The sequence below is a fragment of the Lactobacillus sp. ESL0701 genome (assembly GCF_029433445.1).
Classification (GTDB): domain Bacteria; phylum Bacillota; class Bacilli; order Lactobacillales; family Lactobacillaceae; genus Lactobacillus.
The window spans coordinates 27,041-43,726 of sequence record NZ_JAQTIC010000006.1 but is presented as its reverse complement, the minus strand read 5'-3'; the positions used below and the strand labels follow the sequence as shown (position 1 = coordinate 43,726).

General features: G+C 37.2%; 13 protein-coding genes and 1 riboswitch. Of the genes, 11 read left to right on the top strand and 2 right to left on the bottom strand.

Annotated elements, in window-relative coordinates; all coding sequences use genetic code 11:
- Nucleotide 1: 1 nt before the first annotated feature.
- The 7 genes from PT281_RS05575 to ribH all read left to right on the top strand — a co-directional run bounded on the left by PT281_RS05575 (nucleotide 2) and on the right by ribH (nucleotide 6,420).
- Entirely contained in the window at nucleotides 2–1,573 is a 1,572-nt protein-coding gene (locus tag PT281_RS05575; RefSeq protein WP_277152754.1) for a UDP-N-acetylmuramoyl-L-alanyl-D-glutamate--2,6-diaminopimelate ligase, read from the top strand.
- Nucleotides 1,574–1,586: 13 nt separating this feature from the next.
- Nucleotides 1,587–2,333 (top strand): amino acid racemase, encoded by a 747-nt coding sequence (locus tag PT281_RS05570; protein ID WP_277152752.1) that lies wholly within the window; start codon nucleotides 1,587–1,589, stop codon nucleotides 2,331–2,333.
- A 151-nt stretch (nucleotides 2,334–2,484) separates the two neighbouring features.
- Nucleotides 2,485–2,688 carry a hypothetical protein gene (locus tag PT281_RS05565; RefSeq protein WP_277152750.1) on the top strand — a complete coding sequence of 68 codons (204 nt, stop codon included), beginning with the start codon at nucleotides 2,485–2,487 and terminating at the stop codon, nucleotides 2,686–2,688.
- A gap of 111 nt (nucleotides 2,689–2,799) precedes the next feature.
- Nucleotides 2,800–2,936, top strand: a riboswitch (FMN riboswitch).
- 119 nt (nucleotides 2,937–3,055) lie between these two features.
- Nucleotides 3,056–4,102, top strand: a complete 1,047-nt coding sequence (ribD, locus tag PT281_RS05560; RefSeq protein WP_277152748.1) for a bifunctional diaminohydroxyphosphoribosylaminopyrimidine deaminase/5-amino-6-(5-phosphoribosylamino)uracil reductase RibD — start codon at nucleotides 3,056–3,058, stop codon at nucleotides 4,100–4,102.
- A complete protein-coding gene (locus PT281_RS05555; protein WP_277152746.1) occupies nucleotides 4,103–4,708 on the top strand; it encodes a riboflavin synthase in 606 nt (201 codons plus the stop codon). It abuts the gene before it with no gap.
- A gap of 10 nt (nucleotides 4,709–4,718) precedes the next feature.
- Entirely contained in the window at nucleotides 4,719–5,945 is a 1,227-nt protein-coding gene (gene ribA, locus PT281_RS05550; protein WP_277152744.1) for a GTP cyclohydrolase II, read from the top strand.
- Between the two features lies 1 nt (nucleotide 5,946).
- Nucleotides 5,947–6,420 carry a 6,7-dimethyl-8-ribityllumazine synthase gene (gene ribH / locus PT281_RS05545; protein ID WP_277152743.1) on the top strand — a complete coding sequence of 158 codons (474 nt, stop codon included), beginning with the start codon at nucleotides 5,947–5,949 and terminating at the stop codon, nucleotides 6,418–6,420.
- Nucleotides 6,421–6,488: 68 nt separating this feature from the next.
- On the opposite strand, the gene PT281_RS05540 is transcribed toward ribH, so the two are convergent.
- Nucleotides 6,489–7,403 carry a LysR family transcriptional regulator gene (locus tag PT281_RS05540; protein ID WP_277152741.1) on the bottom strand — a complete coding sequence of 305 codons (915 nt, stop codon included), beginning with the start codon at nucleotides 7,401–7,403 and terminating at the stop codon, nucleotides 6,489–6,491.
- A gap of 117 nt (nucleotides 7,404–7,520) precedes the next feature.
- On the opposite strand from PT281_RS05540, the gene PT281_RS05535 reads away from it, so the two are divergent.
- The gene (locus PT281_RS05535) at nucleotides 7,521–9,347 is read left to right on the top strand and encodes an FAD-binding protein (protein WP_277152739.1); all 1,827 of its coding nucleotides are present in this window, start codon (nucleotides 7,521–7,523) and stop codon (nucleotides 9,345–9,347) included.
- An 81-nt stretch (nucleotides 9,348–9,428) separates the two neighbouring features.
- Here the strand turns inward: PT281_RS05535 and PT281_RS05530 are convergent, their stop codons facing one another.
- Nucleotides 9,429–10,370 (bottom strand): aldo/keto reductase, encoded by a 942-nt coding sequence (locus PT281_RS05530; RefSeq protein WP_277152737.1) that lies wholly within the window; start codon nucleotides 10,368–10,370, stop codon nucleotides 9,429–9,431.
- Nucleotides 10,371–10,509: 139 nt separating this feature from the next.
- On the opposite strand from PT281_RS05530, the gene PT281_RS05525 reads away from it, so the two are divergent.
- The 3 genes from PT281_RS05525 (at nucleotide 10,510) to cas9 (ending at nucleotide 16,573) form a co-directional block, all read left to right on the top strand.
- Nucleotides 10,510–11,007, top strand: a complete 498-nt coding sequence (locus PT281_RS05525; RefSeq protein WP_277152735.1) for a cupin domain-containing protein — start codon at nucleotides 10,510–10,512, stop codon at nucleotides 11,005–11,007.
- Nucleotides 11,008–11,346: 339 nt separating this feature from the next.
- Nucleotides 11,347–12,258, top strand: coding sequence for an L-lactate dehydrogenase (locus tag PT281_RS05520; protein ID WP_277153019.1), 912 nt, complete (start codon nucleotides 11,347–11,349; stop codon nucleotides 12,256–12,258).
- Between the two features lie 79 nt (nucleotides 12,259–12,337).
- Nucleotides 12,338–16,573: a type II CRISPR RNA-guided endonuclease Cas9 gene (gene cas9 / locus PT281_RS05515; protein ID WP_348635626.1), complete on the top strand. Its 4,236-nt coding sequence runs from the start codon at nucleotides 12,338–12,340 to the stop codon at nucleotides 16,571–16,573.
- Nucleotides 16,574–16,686 lie beyond the last annotated feature (113 nt).

Here is a 16,686-nt window from a genome sequence, read left to right as displayed (position 1 = left end):
AATGAGTATTTCCTTAAATACCTGTATTTTAATTTTGAAAGAACATCACTTGTTGAAATCAAGTGCTGTTCAAGATACGGTCGCAACCAAAATGGAGTATGTTTCGTATGATTCACGCGATATTAAGACCAACACCTTGTTTTTCTGCAAGGGTGCGGGTTTTCGACCGACTTACCTATCAATGGCTAAGGACAATGGAGCTAATTGTTACGTTGCTGAGCAGCCTTATCCAGAAGGCAAGGGGATGCACGCGTTAATTGTGCGTGATGTTTCTAAAGCAATGGCATTATTGTCAGCTGCCTTTTTCCGCTTTCCGCAAGATGACCTATTTGTTGTGGCCATCACGGGAACAAAGGGTAAGACGACAACAGCTTACTTTATTAAGGGGATGCTAGACCAAGTTAATGGCGGCAAGACCGCGCTGATTTCATCGGTTAATGATGTTGTTGGGACTAAACCTGAAGATACCTTCAAGTCAAGTTTGACAACGCCGGAGTCGCTCGACTTATTCCGTGACATGCGCCGAGCTGTTGATAATGGCATGACGCATTTGGTGATGGAAGTTTCTAGTCAAGCTTATAAAAAGAACCGGGTCTTTGGTTTAACTTATGATTTAGGCTTTTTCTTAAATATTTCGCCAGATCATATTGGACCAAATGAGCACCCGAACTTTGCGGATTACTTGCACTGCAAACTGCAATTAATGGTTAATGCGCGTAAGTGTATTATTAACGCGCAAAGTGATCATTTTGACGAAATCTATGCCGCGGCAACAACGACAACGGATCCTGATAGTATTTATTTATTTGCAGATGAAAAATTTACTAATCCTAATTTAAAGGCACCTATCGACTTTCGCTTTGCTTCAAAAGAAAGTGATATGGCGGAAACGCGCTTCCAAGTTTTGTGTGCTACCGATAAGGCTAAAGAGTTAAAGATTGCTGGAGATTATCAATTAAAGATGCTGGGTGACTTTAACGAGTCAAACGGTACAGCCGCAATTATTGGTGCCGGTCTAGCAGGCTTAGATCATGATACTGCCGCTAAGGGAATTAGTGATGTTACTGTTCCGGGCAGAATGCAAACGGAAGTGACTAAGGATCACGGGATTGTAGTTGTTGACTATGCCCATAATAAGGCATCAATGATGGCGTTAATGGGCTTTATGCAACGCGAGTTTAATAATCCGAAAATTATTGTCGTTGTCGGGGCTCCCGGTGATAAGGGTGTTTCACGTAGACCCGGTTTTAGTCAGAGTTTGAATGCATATGCTGATAAGGCGTTTTTGACTTCAGATGATCCGGGTTTTGAAGATCCTAAGGAGATTGCTGAGGAAATTAATGCGGGCATTGATCATGATAAGGTTGATGTAACAATTGAACTTGATCGCAACAAGGCCATTCATGATGCTATCAGTATGGCTCATTCTGGTGATGTGGTATTAATTTGTGGTAAGGGTGCGGATGGTTTCCAAAAGGTTCGTGGCATTGACACCCCATACCCATCTGATATTGTTGTTGCCCAACAGATTATTGATAACTTGGAAGGTCAAAAAGAGCACTTTAATAAGTAAAAAGAGCAGAAACATGAAGCATTTTTTTAGTATTATTGGCGGTATGGGAACGATTGCGACTGAAAGTTTTGTCCGCTTATTAAATCATCGGGTAAAAATTGCGAAAGATCAGGATTATTTGAATTATATTCTGGTTAATGACGCGCAAATTCCTGACCGAACAGCGTATATCAAGGATCATACCCAACCTAATTGCTTGGTTGATTTGCGCGCTGATGTTTTGGGACAAGCAAAATTAGGACCGGATTTTTTCGTTATGCCATGTAATACCGCGCATTATTTTTATGATGACCTTGCTAAGTTGACGGACATTCCGTTTTTGCACATGATGCGCATTGCCGTGCATCAGTTTATCGAGCAGTATCCGGATGAACCCAAAATAGGAGTAATTGCCACTGAAGGTTCGATTTATGACCACTTGTACGCTGATGAAATTCAGGCAGTTGGGCGTGAAGTTGAGCTTGGCGGTCCAGAAATTCAGCCGCTGGTCACTGAACTGATATATTCTAATATCAAGGAAAAGGGTGTAGTCAATCGTGAGCTATACCATCATATTTTGCAATTAATGCACGATAAGTACGGCTGTAATGTGATTTTACTTGGCTGCACGGAATTGTCGCTAGCTCAGGAAAAAGCGCCAGATCATCCGTACAATGTGATTGATCCACAATCGATTATTGCTGATGTGGCGATTGAATTGTCATTGAAGATCCGGGCGGGCATGGATCCCAAAGAAGCTACTAAAAAATATTTATATTAGAGTTTAAAAGAAGAGTCTAAAATGACAGACTCTTCTTTTTTTGAAAAAATAATGTAAGCGATTATATAAAATGATTGACAATTTCACGATTATCGTTTAGTGTATTATTAAAGTAATACAATTTATAAAATAATTACTGGAGGGTAGCACGATGCTTTATCTTATATATATATTAATTGGCTTATTAATCATTTTGGTTGTTAATTTAGCGGTAACTGCCTGCTTAACACTCAAGGATATTTATCAGCATCGTGACCAGGAGCAGTTGACATTTACTAAGGCATTTAAAAAGTATTTTATTAAAAATAATAATTTACCAGTAAGTTTAAATGATTGGAAAATGTTATTAAGCTAAAAGACTAGAGCCAAAGGACTTAGTTAGTCTTTAATTAATAAAGTGTATTTTTCTATAACTTTTACTATTGACATTTGGTAAGCTATCGCTTATTCTTAAAGTAATTGAATACGGTTTCTTCGGGGCAGGGTGTAATTCCTGACCGACGGTGACAACCTAAGGGTTGAAGTCCGTGACCCGCGTACATCGCGGTGGAGCTAGTGTGAGTCTAGCACCGACAGTTAAAGTCTGGATGGGAGAAGAACAAATTAAGCTAATATTTGACTCGCGTCGTTTTTGACTGCAGAAATCATATTTGGTTAATAATAAATGGACCTCGTTGAAATAATCAACGGGGTCTTTTTTTGATATTTAGGAAGTGAAAGTAGTGCAGGATACAAATTATATGCAAATGGCGGTTAGTGAAGCATTAAAAGCGCAAGGAATGACGTGGACTAATCCGCTTGTTGGCGCGGTTTTGGTTAAAGATGGTCAAGTCTTAGCAACTGGCTATCACCACCAATATGGTAAAGAGCATGCGGAGATTAATACTTTGTCACATTTAACTGATCCGAAATTGGCAAAAGGCGCGACCTTGTACGTAACACTGGAGCCGTGCAGTCATTACGGCAAGCAGCCACCGTGTTGTCAAAAAGTCGTAGCTACCGGTATTAAGCGCGTGGTTGTTGGTCAAATCGATCCGCATCAAGTTGTTGGCGGCAAGGGAATGCGATATTTAGAAGAGCATGGTCTTGAAACTGCAGTAATTGGTGGCGTGGAACAGCTTTATGAACGCTATAACTTTTTCTATCAAAAAAAGCGTCCGTTTGTGACCCTCAAGTATGCAATGTCACTTGATGGCAAGATTAATGAAGCTGGGCAAAAGCGCACACTTTTGACAGGTGACAAGGCTCAAATTGATGTCCAGAAGATACGCTGCAACCAGCAGGCAATTTTAATTGGCGCCAACACCTTACGCGTTGATGATCCACAGTTAACGGTTAGAATTAAAAATTTGCCAATTCCGCCAATCAGGATTGTCGTCACGCGGGATGCCAATCAACTTGATTTTACTAAGCAATTATTCCAATTGACGGGGCAGATTTGGCTACTTAGTGAGCAGCCGTTAACTAAAAAATTAGGCGAAAATGTTGAATGCCTGACAGCCAAAAAATGGACACCAGAAAAAATTGTGGACTTGCTAGCGCAGCGAGAAATTCAGTCACTGCTAGTTGAAGGTGGCAGCCAAATTCAGGCCGAATTTATTGCGGCTGATTTAGCAGATGAAATTATTGTTTATGTTGCGCCGCAAGTTTTGGGTGGTGCCGGCTTGCCAGCAGCAGTGGGATTAGCTTTAACTAAAAAACTGCAGTATCAACTTCTAAATGTTCACCAACTAGGTCAAGATGTGCGCATTTGCGCAAGGAGAAAATAAATGTTTACAGGAATAATTCAGGGTACAGGCAAAATTACGCGTTTAGATATTACAGAAAAGCACGCGAAGTTAGGAATTACTTCAACGAAAATGGCGCAAAAAAATCTGCCGCTCGGTGCAAGTATTGCAGTCAACGGTATTTGCTTGACGGTGACTGAATGGAAGCATGATGAATTTACTGTTGATGTCATGCCGGAAACGATGAAACGGACAAATTTAGGTAAATTAACTAAAGGTAGTTTGGTTAATTTGGAACCGTCTGTTAGTGCAACTGGCACGCTTGATGGTCATATTGTTGCAGGTCATGTCGATACAACTGCAGAATTAATTAAGCGCACGGAAACAGAAAATTCCATCGAGTTGCGCTTTCAAGTGCCGCACAAGTATGATCCATATATTGTTGAGAAGGGTTCAATCGCAATTGATGGCATTAGTTTGACAGTTACAATGGCAGAAAATGATGTCTTTGGTGTTAGCCTAATTCCATTTACGATTGCGAATACTACGTTAGCTAATTGCCAAGTTGGCGATCAAGTTAACATCGAAGTTGATATGATTGGTCGTTATGCAGTTAAGCAAATTCAGGCTTGGAAAAAAGAATTTTAGGAGGATAAAAATGAAGGACGAATTAAATGAAAAAATGGCAAAAATTCTTGACCATCTAAGAAATGGCGGCTTGGTTATTGTGGCAGATTCACCGCAGCGTGAATCCGAAGGCGATATGATTGGTTTAGCGGAAAAGGTAACCCCCCAAATGGTTAACACAATGATTACCAAGGCGCGCGGCTTGTTATGTGTACCAATGAGTAAAGAATATGCTGACCGTTTGCAGTTATGTCCCCTTGAAACAGGTTCAAATGATACTTTTGGCACTGCCTTTACAATGAGTGTTGACTCTACTGAGACAACGACTGGTATTTCTGCTTTTGACCGGGCTAAGACGATTAAAAAGCTGGCAGATCCCGATAGTCAATGGGACGACTTTTATCATCCCGGCCATGTTTTTCCATTAGTTGCTAAAGAAGGCGGCGTTTTAGAGCGGACGGGTCATACTGAAGCAGCATTGGACTTGGCGCGTCTAGCTGGCGTTGCCCCAGTTGGCTTTATCTGTGAATGCATTAAAAAAGACGGTACAATGGCACGGCGTAAGGACTTGAAGGCACTAGCAGAAGGCTTAGGCATTCCTTATTTAACAATTGAAGAATTAATTGAATACCGTAAGCGGCAAGAGAATAAGGATTTGACAATTACATCTGTTACTAAAGTAGATTTCCCAACTAAATATGGTCATTTCCAACTTGAAGGTTTTAGAGATAATAAGCATCCGGAAAAGCAGCCGACATTATTGATTAGTAAGGGCGAAGTTAAAGCAGGCGAGCCACTTTTACTTCGGCTGCACAGTGAATGCCTAACTGGGGATGTTTTTGGTTCTAAGCGCTGCGATTGTGGCGCCCAATTAGCAGAGGCTTTGACTAGAATTGAAGAAAATGGCTCAGGGGCAGTTTTATACTTGCGTCAAGAAGGACGTGGAATTGGTCTTGAAAACAAACTGCGTGCATATAAATTGCAAGATGAAGGCATGAACACAGTAGAAGCGAACCAGCAATTAGGCTTGCCGGTTGATGCAAGGCGTTATAATGTTGCCGGTGAAATTTTACGCCAAAAAGGTATTACAGAAGTTAAATTAATGACTAACAATCCGGATAAGGTTGAGCAGCTGGAAAACTTTGGCGTTAAGGTCGTTGAACGCATTCCGATGGAAGTTGGTCTTACTGAAGAAAACAGACAATATTTGAGTACGAAAAAGCACGAAATGAATCATATTTTAAACGAGGTAGATTAAAATGAAAGAAATTACAGGAAAATTGGTGGCTGGACAAGATAAAAGAATCGGGATTGTCGTTGCTAAATTCAATGGCGTTGTAACTGATCGGCTGCTTAGCGGAGCTATTGAACAGTTGGAGATGTCAGGTGTAGCTAGTGACAATATTGTAGTTGTCCATGTCCCAGGCGCGTATGAAATTGCGCGGACGGTTAACTGTTTAGCTAAAAGTGGTAAGGTTGATGGCATTATCGCTTTAGGTGCGGTTATTCGCGGTGAAACTGACCACTATACTTACGTTTGTGAAGGTACTGCATCACAATTAGCAGCGGCAACGGCTAATGGTCCAGTGCCGGTAATGTTTGGCGTTTTGATGACCGATACTGTTGCCCAAGCAACTGATCGTGCTGGTGGTAAATCTGGTAATAAGGGTGCTGAATGTGCAACAGACATCTTAGAAGTGTTGAATTTAGAAGAGCAGATTGACAATTTATAATACGCCACTTACATAAATACATGTTAAAAAGCCATGACTGAGAAGAAGTCATGGCTTTTTGGATGATATTAGATGATTTTATCGACAAAATTATTTTTTAGAATTTCTATAGTATATTTAATTTCGTTTGTAAGTTTTGGCGGTGATTTAATTGTTGAAATCGAAAAATTGACGTTGATTTCATTTCTAGGTAGCCGCACGTAATTAATATTAAGTGGCTTTTGTTCGTTGACTGCTTCAATGCTGGTTGTCATGTTTCCAAGTCCTAATGCAGCTAGTTTAAGTGCTGTCGTAGAATCGCGAACATGAATACTTGGATAAAATTCTAGTCCAATATTACTGAAGTAATTGTTAATGATTGCCTGATAACCACGTTCACCGTCAGTTACAATGAATTTTTCATGATTTATTTTATTTAAGTCTTGAGCTGTCAGCTTAATTTCGTGTTTGCCAGGCTCGTATAAACGTGAATGTCTGTCTAAAACTAAAACCTGTGCGGAGGTATATAAATTTTTATTTTTAACATTAGGTAAGAGAATCGGATTTCCGACAAAAAGATCTAGTTGTCCGTCTAGAAAAGCTTTTTCGGCATCTGCAGTACTTAATTCAAATGTTTTGGTTTGTAAGTTAGGAAATTTTGCAAATAACTGCGGCAATACTGCTAAGTTGAATTTCTCGCCTAGTGGCGGTGTAATTCCCATTTGTAGGGTAGGAAAATAATCTTTCTCATACTGTTTCATTTTTGCTTTTAATTGCTGCTGCAGCTGTAAATTTTTGCGTAAATATTTAATTAGCAAGTGTGCTGCCGGTGTTAACTTAATTGGCTTAGTATCACGCTTAACCAAAATAACATTGTATTGCTGTTCGTATTTTTTGATGACACGGCTAAGGTAGGGCTGGCTCAAGTATAATTTTTGCGCTGCCTGCGATATTGATTTGCTGTTTTCTAATGTTTCCAAAAAAGTTAATAGCTGATTGTTCATGCTGTTATCCTATACCTGTTTTGTAATACTGATTTGAATAATTAAGTATTTCACATATTATCAATTATAGTATTTAATGGAAGCGTGAACAATAATTTGCTAATCGGAGGTTTTCTTATGATTAATGATCAAAAGTTTCAATGGGATGCAGTTTATGATGTTGCTGTTTTAGGATTCGGTGGTGCTGGTGCCACTGCAGCAAGATTTGCGGCAGATAATGGCGCAAAAGTTTTATTAGTGGACAGTGCTCCAGAAGGTCATGAAGGTGGTAATACTAGATATTCAGGTCAGATGGTTGGTGCTGGGACTGATTTTGAAGGCTTGAAAAATTATCATGAACATCTTGCGGCGCCATTAAGACCAGACAAGAAGGTTTTTAATGCCTTAATTGAAGGTATGGCCAATATGGGCGACTATTTTAGAAAATATTTAGGTGTTGAACCTGTTAGTATGAAAAAGCTGCTGGCTAACACACCATCGACTGCTTATGTTACAGAATATCCAGAATTACCTGATGCTGATTCTTATGATGCGTATTTAGTACATCAAGGTGTTGATGATGCAGCATTATGGAAAATTTTACGGCAAAAAGTTTTAGATCGCTCTGATCAAATCGATGTTTGGTATGCTTCTCCAGCTAAACATTTGATCCAAGATAGTGTTACTAAAACAGTTATTGGTGTGCAAATTGAGCGTGACCATGTTTTACGCAATATTAAAGTCAATAATGGTGTTGTTTTAGCTGTTGGTGGTTTTGAAAATAATAAAGATATGATTCAAGGCTTTTTGCAATCTTCTTATTTATCACCAATTGGTACTCTGTACAATAAGGGTGATGGCATTAAGATGCTTGAAGAAGTGAATGCTCAATTATGGAATATGCGTTCATTCGAATCACTTGGTCAGTTTCATGGTTTGTCATTAAGACAAAAAGAAGGTGTCCGTTCAACGTATGCCTTGAATGTTTTTTGGCAGGAGAGTTCCACTGGCAGTGTAATTGTTGTTGGCGATGATGGTACGCGGTACTTTAACGAAGCGGAAATGAATCGACATGGTCATATTTATAATCACGGTGATTGGGTTGTGCCGTTGAATCAGAATTATCCCTACATGATTTTTGACCAACAAAAATATGATGAACTTAAGAATGAACCTGATGATGGCTTGAAAGTTCCAGGCTTCTTAGAAAAAGCCATTAAAGCAGATTCTATTATTGAATTAGCCCAAAAGATTGGTAAGAATCCAGATGTACTTACTAATACGATTGCAGAATTTAACTTTATGGCTGAGCAAGGAAAAGATTACGCCTTTCACCGTGAACCGCAAACTTTGCGTAAATTTAGTGAAAATGGTCCATATTATGCGATTGCTTTAAGACAAAATATGTTAAATACACAAGGTGGAGGACGTCGCAATGATCATGCTCAGGTACTTGATCCTGATAATCAACCAATTCCACATTTGTATGAAGCAGGTGAATTGGGTGCGCCATTTGTTAATAAATATACAACGGGTGGAAATGTAGCTGATTGCTTAATTTCTGGAAAAATCGCTGGTGAGAATGCAGCAGCTGTTAAGCAAGAATTGCCGATTTCTGGTGGTATTAACCTAAACGAAGCAAGTATTAATCCTAACTTTGATGCTACTAGTGATGAAGATAGTAAGAAGTATTCAACAAGTGAGAACCAATATTTAGGTTATAGTAATCAAGGAATGGGCGATGGCGTAGTTGTTCGGACCACTCTTAGCGAAGCTGGTAAGATTACCAATATTGAAGTGCTCAAACAAACAGAAAGTGACGATTATGGACTAAAGGCGGTTCAAGAACTTCCTAAGAAAATGATTGCAGCTAATACTTATGATGTTGATGCTGTATCTGGTGCTTCACAAACAAGTAAAGCTATTAAAGAAGCGGTTAAAGATTCTTTGGATAAAGCTAAGTAAACTTTATAAGAATAATTTAAAAGGTCAATTTCTATTTAGAAATTGACCTTTTTATTGCTGTTTTTGATTACTTATTAAATTTTATGGCAAATCATTACCTGCTGCTAAATAAATATCGTACCACTCTTGAGCAGATAAACTGATGTCTGCTCCTTTAACACTATCAATGATGTGTTCAGGGTTCATTGTGCCGATAACTACTTGAATTTTGGCGGGATAGCGCAAAATCCATGCCGCTGCAATGGCATTTTTGGAAACACCTTTTTGGTCGGCTAACTTTTGTAAAGCGGCATTTACTTCAGGAAATTTAGGATTACCGATAAAGTTACCCTCGATTTGCCCATATTGAAATGGCGACCATGCTTGAATGGTCATATTGTGCAGACGCGAATAATCAAGGACACCGCGATCATGGTCAATACTGCGCGCATCGGTCATATTAGTATGAATGCCAAAGTCGATAGGTCCCGTGTGCATGACGCTAAATTGCAGCTGGTTAATCAATAACTTTTGGCTAATGCCTTGCTGCAATAGTGCAACTTGCATCGGGTTGAAGTTAGAAACACCGAAGTGGTGTACTTTTCCTGCAGTTTGTAATTCGTCAAAGGCAGCACCAATTTCAGCTGGGTCCATTAGAGCATCAGGTCGATGCAAAAGTAGACTGTCAAGATAATCAAGCCCCATTCTGGTTAAAATGCCATCAACTGCCTTAATGATATGCTTTTTTGAAAAATCATAACGGGTAGTTTTGTAATCTAACTCCGGATTTTCATAAATGCCAGTTTTAGATTGAATATAAAAATCATCGCGAGTTAATGACGATTGCTTAACTGCCTTGCCGAAAACTTCCTCGGACTTGCCGTGACCGTAAACGTCGGCTGAATCAATATAATTAATGCCAACTTCATGGGCAGTTTCTAAGGCGGTTGTAGCCTCATTGGTCGTCAGTGTATTCATGCGCATAATACCTAATGCAATCTCTGAGCCAGTAAAATTTGTCTGACCAATTTTAATTTGTTTCATAAGAGTACCTCCTTACGATTAGTATAAGTCTTTTTGGCAATAATGAAGTTGTAATGATGTAATCTATTCAACTTTTTCGGGGTAATGGTAAAATGATGTTAGCTATTAACCTTTAGTTATGAGAAAGAGAACAGAATTTATGAATACTAAGGAAGACTATATTAAGAAGCTGGATTTAGAGCCACACGCTGAAGGTGGCTGGTTTAAGGATATTTCTCATAGTCCAGACAAGTACTTCGCACAAGAGAGTAATGGCGAACGTTATCGCTACACCTCAATTATCTTTTTGCTTGATGCCAGTAGTCCATCACATTTACACAAGTTGAACCACGATGAAATTTGGTTTTATCATGATGGCCAGCCAATTACCATCCATTGTATTAGTGAAAGTGGCCAATATTGGACTGTCAAATTGGGTAAGGACATTAAGAATGGCGAGGTTTTGCAATACAGCGTACCGCAGAATACAATTTTTGGTGCTGAAGTAGAAGGTGGCAAGGGCTTTTGCCTTGTGAGTTGTGTAGTGGCGCCAGGATTTGATTATCATGACTTTATTTTATATAGTCGGCAAGAATTGCTAACGATGTATCCTGACTTAGCAACGGTTATTACGCAAATGACAGTTGATGAAAAATGATAAACGAAAGAGTACTTCTGAAGACAAAAATACTCTTTTAATTTGTGTAAAAATGACAATATAAAAACTTATGAACAGCAAATTCACAGCGCCTGTGCAAAAAAGTCATCAATTAGGAAGTAATCGCTAAATTAGCGTCGTATTGGTAATTAAAAATAAAGTTATCAACAGAAAATGTGGAAAAGAGTTCAAAAGCAGTGTATTACTATCTGCACTCTGTTCATATTTAATAAATCCGCTAATTATTTTAATATTTTTTTAAAAATAAATTTATTTTTTGCTAGAATCCGCTTATAATGGAGTTTATATTAACAATCTTATCAACAAAAGGGAGAAAACATTATGAATAAAATTGGCATTATTGGCGATGGTCACGTTGGCTGTACAGTTGCTCACCAGCTGATTGTTTCTGGATTGGTAGACGATCTGGTATTAATTGACGAGAACGAAGGCAAGGTTAAGGCAGATGCGCTTGACTTTGAGGATGCAATGGCGAACCTGCATCATCATGCCAATATTACGGTTAACGATTATGCGGCTCTTGGCGATGCAGATATTATCATTAGTGCAATGGGCAATATTAAGTTGTCCGCAAAGGATCGCTTCGGCGAGTTGCGCTATAATAAGCCGCGCATGGCTGCAGTTACTGCTGGCATTAAGAAGAGCGGCTTTAATGGAATTATTATTTGTATTTCTAACCCTGTTGACGTCATTACTGGTTTGTATCAGGAATTAACAGGTTTGCCGAAAAACCATGTCTTTGGCACAGGGACACTGCTCGATACTTCGCGAATGAAGCGTGCTGTTGGTAAAAAGACAGGAGTTGATCCACGTTCAGTTATTGGCTTTACACTTGGTGAACACGGCGATTCACAGTTTACTGCTTGGTCAACCGTTAAGGTCTTGGAAAAGCCATTCATTGAAACTGCTAAGAAGAATTCTTGGAGTTTGTCTGAGATGAACGAAGAAATTAAGCAAGGCGGCTACACGGTTTATGCTGGTAAGCAATACACCAACTTCGGTATTGCGGCTGCGGCTGTTCGCTTAGTTGAAGCCATCTTAAGTGACTCGCGTACAGAAATGCCAGTATCCAATTATCAGGAAGAATATGGGACATACATGTCATATCCTGCAGTAATTGGCAGGGATGGTATCGTGCAAAAGGTTGAATTGGATTTAACTGATGCCGAGAAGAAGCAATTAAAAGAAACTGCCGAAACCATTAAGGAAAAGGCAAAGAAAGAAATTTAGTTGGATATTAGTTAAGGCTAGCAATCTTTATAGGTTGCTAGTTTTTTAGTTTAAAAAACTTAGAGTGCTTTAAAAAATTATGAGTTATCATATAATATATGAAAGCGGTTTATATAAATCGAATAGGTATTATTTAAAGGAGTACTTGATGACTAAAATTAAAAATGATTATATTGTTGGCTTGGATATTGGAACTAATTCCTGTGGCTGGGTTGCAACTGATAAGAAAAATAATATTTTGCATTTACAAGGTAAAACTGCAATAGGCTCACATCTGTTTGATGAAGGAAAAACAGCAGCTGATAGACGTGGCTTTCGTACAACTAGACGACGTCTTAATCGTAGAAAGTGGCGGCTAAAATTATTAGAAGAAATATTTGATTGGCCGTTAGCTAAAGTGGATCCCTACTTTTTGGCTAGAATGCGAAACTCATGGGTTTCACCACTAGATAAAGATAAGAAAAAGTATCGTGCAATTATTTTTCCAACTCCCGAAGAAGATCAACAATTTTATTGTAAGTACCCAACAATTTATCACTTACGTCATGCGTTAATGATTAAAGATGAAAAATTTGATATTCGCTTAGTTTATTTAGCAATTCATCATATTGTTAAATATCGCGGCAATTTTTTACAAGATACTTCTGTAAAAAGCTTTGATGCCTCTAAGATTGCCGTAGGACCTGTGATCGAAGCCTTAAATAACTGCTATAAAGAATTGACACTTGAAGATCAAGAAACAATTCAGTTTAAAAATGAAAATTCTCAAGAAATTGAAGAAATAATTAGATCAAAAACAAGTTATAAGGCTGATAAAGTTAAGAAGATCAGTCAATTGTTACCTAATTCGGAAGATAAACTTACTAAAAGTGTAGCTAAGCAGATTGCCAATGCGATTATGGGTTATAAAGTACAATTTGAAACAATTTTACTTAAAGAAATTGATAAAAATGATAAGAAGGCATGGGAGTTTAAGTTAGGTGATAGTGATGCTGATGAAAAATTAGCTACATTGTTACCTGACCTTGATGAAAATGAACAAACAATTGTAGCAGAAATTCATAAAGTATTTAATGCCATAACATTAAGTATGATCGTTGATGAAGGTAAGACACTTTCAGAATCAATGATTGATAAATATGAGCAGCATCGAAACGACTATCAATTACTTAAACAAGTAATTGATAGTCAAACGGATAAAGAAAAAGCTAAAAAATTACGGCTAGCTTATGACTTATATGTTAACAATCGGCATGGCAAGTTGCTAGAAGCTAAAAAAACATTAACAGCAAAGGGTGTTTTAAGCAAAGAGGACTTTTATAAAATAGTTGAAGCTAATCTAGATGAATCTTTATCGGCACAAACAATTGAGCAAGAAATCAAACGTGAAGATTTTATGCCTAAGCAAAGAACTAGCGCAAACGGAGTAATACCATATCAATTGCATCAGTTAGAGTTAGATAAAATTATTGCTAAGCAAAGCAAGTATTATCCATTTTTAGCTGAAAAGAATCCTGTGAAGGAACATCAAAATCAAGCTAAATATAAGTTAGATGAATTAGTTCGTTTCCGAGTACCTTATTATGTTGGGCCAATGATTACTGCTGATGACCAAAAGAACACTTCAGGGAAAGATTTTGCTTGGATGGTACGTAGAGAAGCTGGAAGAATTACACCCTGGAATTTTAATCAAAAAGTTAATCGGATGGAATCAGCTAATAAATTTATTAAGCGAATGACAACTAAAGATACTTATTTATTAGGCGAGGATGTTTTACCCGCTAATAGTCTTTTGTTTCAGAAGTATACGGTATTAGACGAGCTAAATAAGATTAAGATTAATGATAAAAAAATTAGTGTTGAGTTGAAACAGGAACTCTATAATAATTTATTCAAGAAGTACAATACAATTACTACTAACAAGCTAACAGATTATATTAAACAAAATCATCAGTTAGCTATAGTTGAAATTAAAGGATTAGCTGATCCGGCTAAGTTTAATTCAAGTTTAGGAGCTTACAATTATTTACGAAATAAAAAAGTTTTTGCTAAGCAGTTGGATGATCCTAACTATCAAAAAGACTTTGAAAAAATTATTGAATGGTCGACAGTTTTTGAGGATAAAAAGATTTATCAGGAAAAACTGAAAGAATTAGATTGGTTGACAGATGAGCAATTTAAAGCTATATCAACTTGGCGACTACAAGGTTGGGGTGCTTTGTCACGAAAATTATTAATTGGTCTCCATGATACTAATGGTCAAAATATAATGGAACAGCTGTGGGACAGTAAGAATAATTTTATGCAAATAGTTACACAGCCAGATTTTAAAAATTTGATTGAAAAAGAAAATCAACATGTTGCAAAAGAAAATGATGTTGAAGATATTTTAGCAGATGCGTATACATCTCCAGCTAATAAGAAGGCAATTCGCCAGGTAATTAAGGTTGTTGATGATATAACTAAAGCAGCGGGTGGTAAAGCACCAGCACAATTTGCAATTGAATTTACTAGGGATGCAGATAAGGATCCTAAATTATCTCAGCTACGTGGTAATAAATTACTTAAAGTCTATCAAGATACAGCAAAAGAATTGGTAGATCAAAATTTAACTGAGAGTTTAAAGAATGCAAAGGATAGTCGTAAATTAGTTAAAGACAAATACTTCTTATACTTTATGCAAGCCGGTCGCGATGCCTATACTGGTGAAAAAATTAATATTGATGAAATTACTTCTGGGTATCAAATTGATCATATTTTGCCACAAGCTTTTATTAAAGATGATTCACTTGATAATCGAGTACTAACTAAGTCGAAATTAAATAATGAAAAGTCTGATGATGTTCCCTATAAGCACTTTGGCATGAAAATAGTTACTGATCTTGGAATAACCGTTAGTGAAATGTGGAAAAAATGGCAAAAAGTAGGATTAATTAATAAATATAAATTCAGAAATTTGTTACTGAATCCTGAACATCTTAATAAATATGAAAAATCAGGGTTTATCAAACGACAATTAGTTGAAACAAGTCAGATTATTAAGTTGGTTTCAGTCATATTACAAAATAAATATCCAAATTCAGAAATTATTGTTGTTAAGGCTAGTTATAATCATGCTTTACGGGAACGTCTTAATTTATATAAGAGTCGTGAAGTTAACGATTACCATCATGCAATTGATGCTTATTTATCAACTGTTTGTGGCAACTTTTTATATCAAGTCTATCCTAAACTACAGCCATTTTTTGTTTATGGTAAGTATAAAAAGTTTAGTTCAAATCCAGATTTGGAGAAAGATATTATAAGAAGTACTAGAACTTTTGACTTTATTTGGCCACTGTTAAAGAAAGATAAGTCAGATGAGCCAGCTCCAGAAGAGATTTATGAGTTCAAGACAGATAAGGTGGTATTTCATAAGCATGCAGATATTTTTGATAAGTTGCGTAAAGCATATAACTATAAATATATGCTAGTATCGCGAGATACGACAGTTAGAAGCGGGGAATTATATGATCAAACTATTTATCCTGTGCCCAATAGGGATATTAAAGAAAGAAGCAAATTAATATCTAAAGCTAAAGGATTAAATCCTGATATTTATGGTGGATATAGTGGTAACAAAGATGCGTATATGGCAATTGTTAGAATTGATAAGGCTAAAGATACAATTTATAAAGTTGTAGGTGTTCCAATGCGAGCCTTGGTTGATCTAAAAAAAGCTGAAAAGGAAGGTAAATATAATCAAGTACTATATGAAATTCTGAAATCATCAATCTTATTGGATAAAAAAGGAAAAGATAAAAAAGGAATAAAGGGTTTTACAATTGTTAGAGGACAAGTACCATACAAGCAACTTGTACAAGACGGTGATAAGAAATTTATGCTGGGCTCCTCGGCTTACATGTATAATGCTAAGCAGTTAACTTTGTCACGAGAAGCAATGCGAATTGTGACCAATAATTTTGCGGTAGATGAAGATAGAGATAAATTATTGTTGTTTGCTTATGATGAAATCTTAGAGAAAGTCGATAATTTTTTGCCATTGTATGATATTAATAAATTTAGAGAAAAGCTTCATAATGGTAGAGATAAATTTGTAGCTTTAAAGATAGAAGATAAACAATCTACCCTTAAAGAATTACTAAATGGACTACACGACAATCCAGTTAGGGGTAATCTGAAAAATATTGGTGTTAAAACGCCTTTTGGTTTTATGCAAAATAGCACAGGAATAACATTATCAGCAAATGCCAAATTGATTTTTCAATCGCCAACCGGATTGTTTGAAAAGAGAATTAAGATTAAGGATTTATAAAAGCAAAATAACGAGCCGAAGAAATCCGGTTCGTTATTATTTTAAGCAATAAAAAAGTCCCAGCCATAGGGTAAGGGACAGGTGTTGAAACTCCGCATCTAAAGATGCATTGT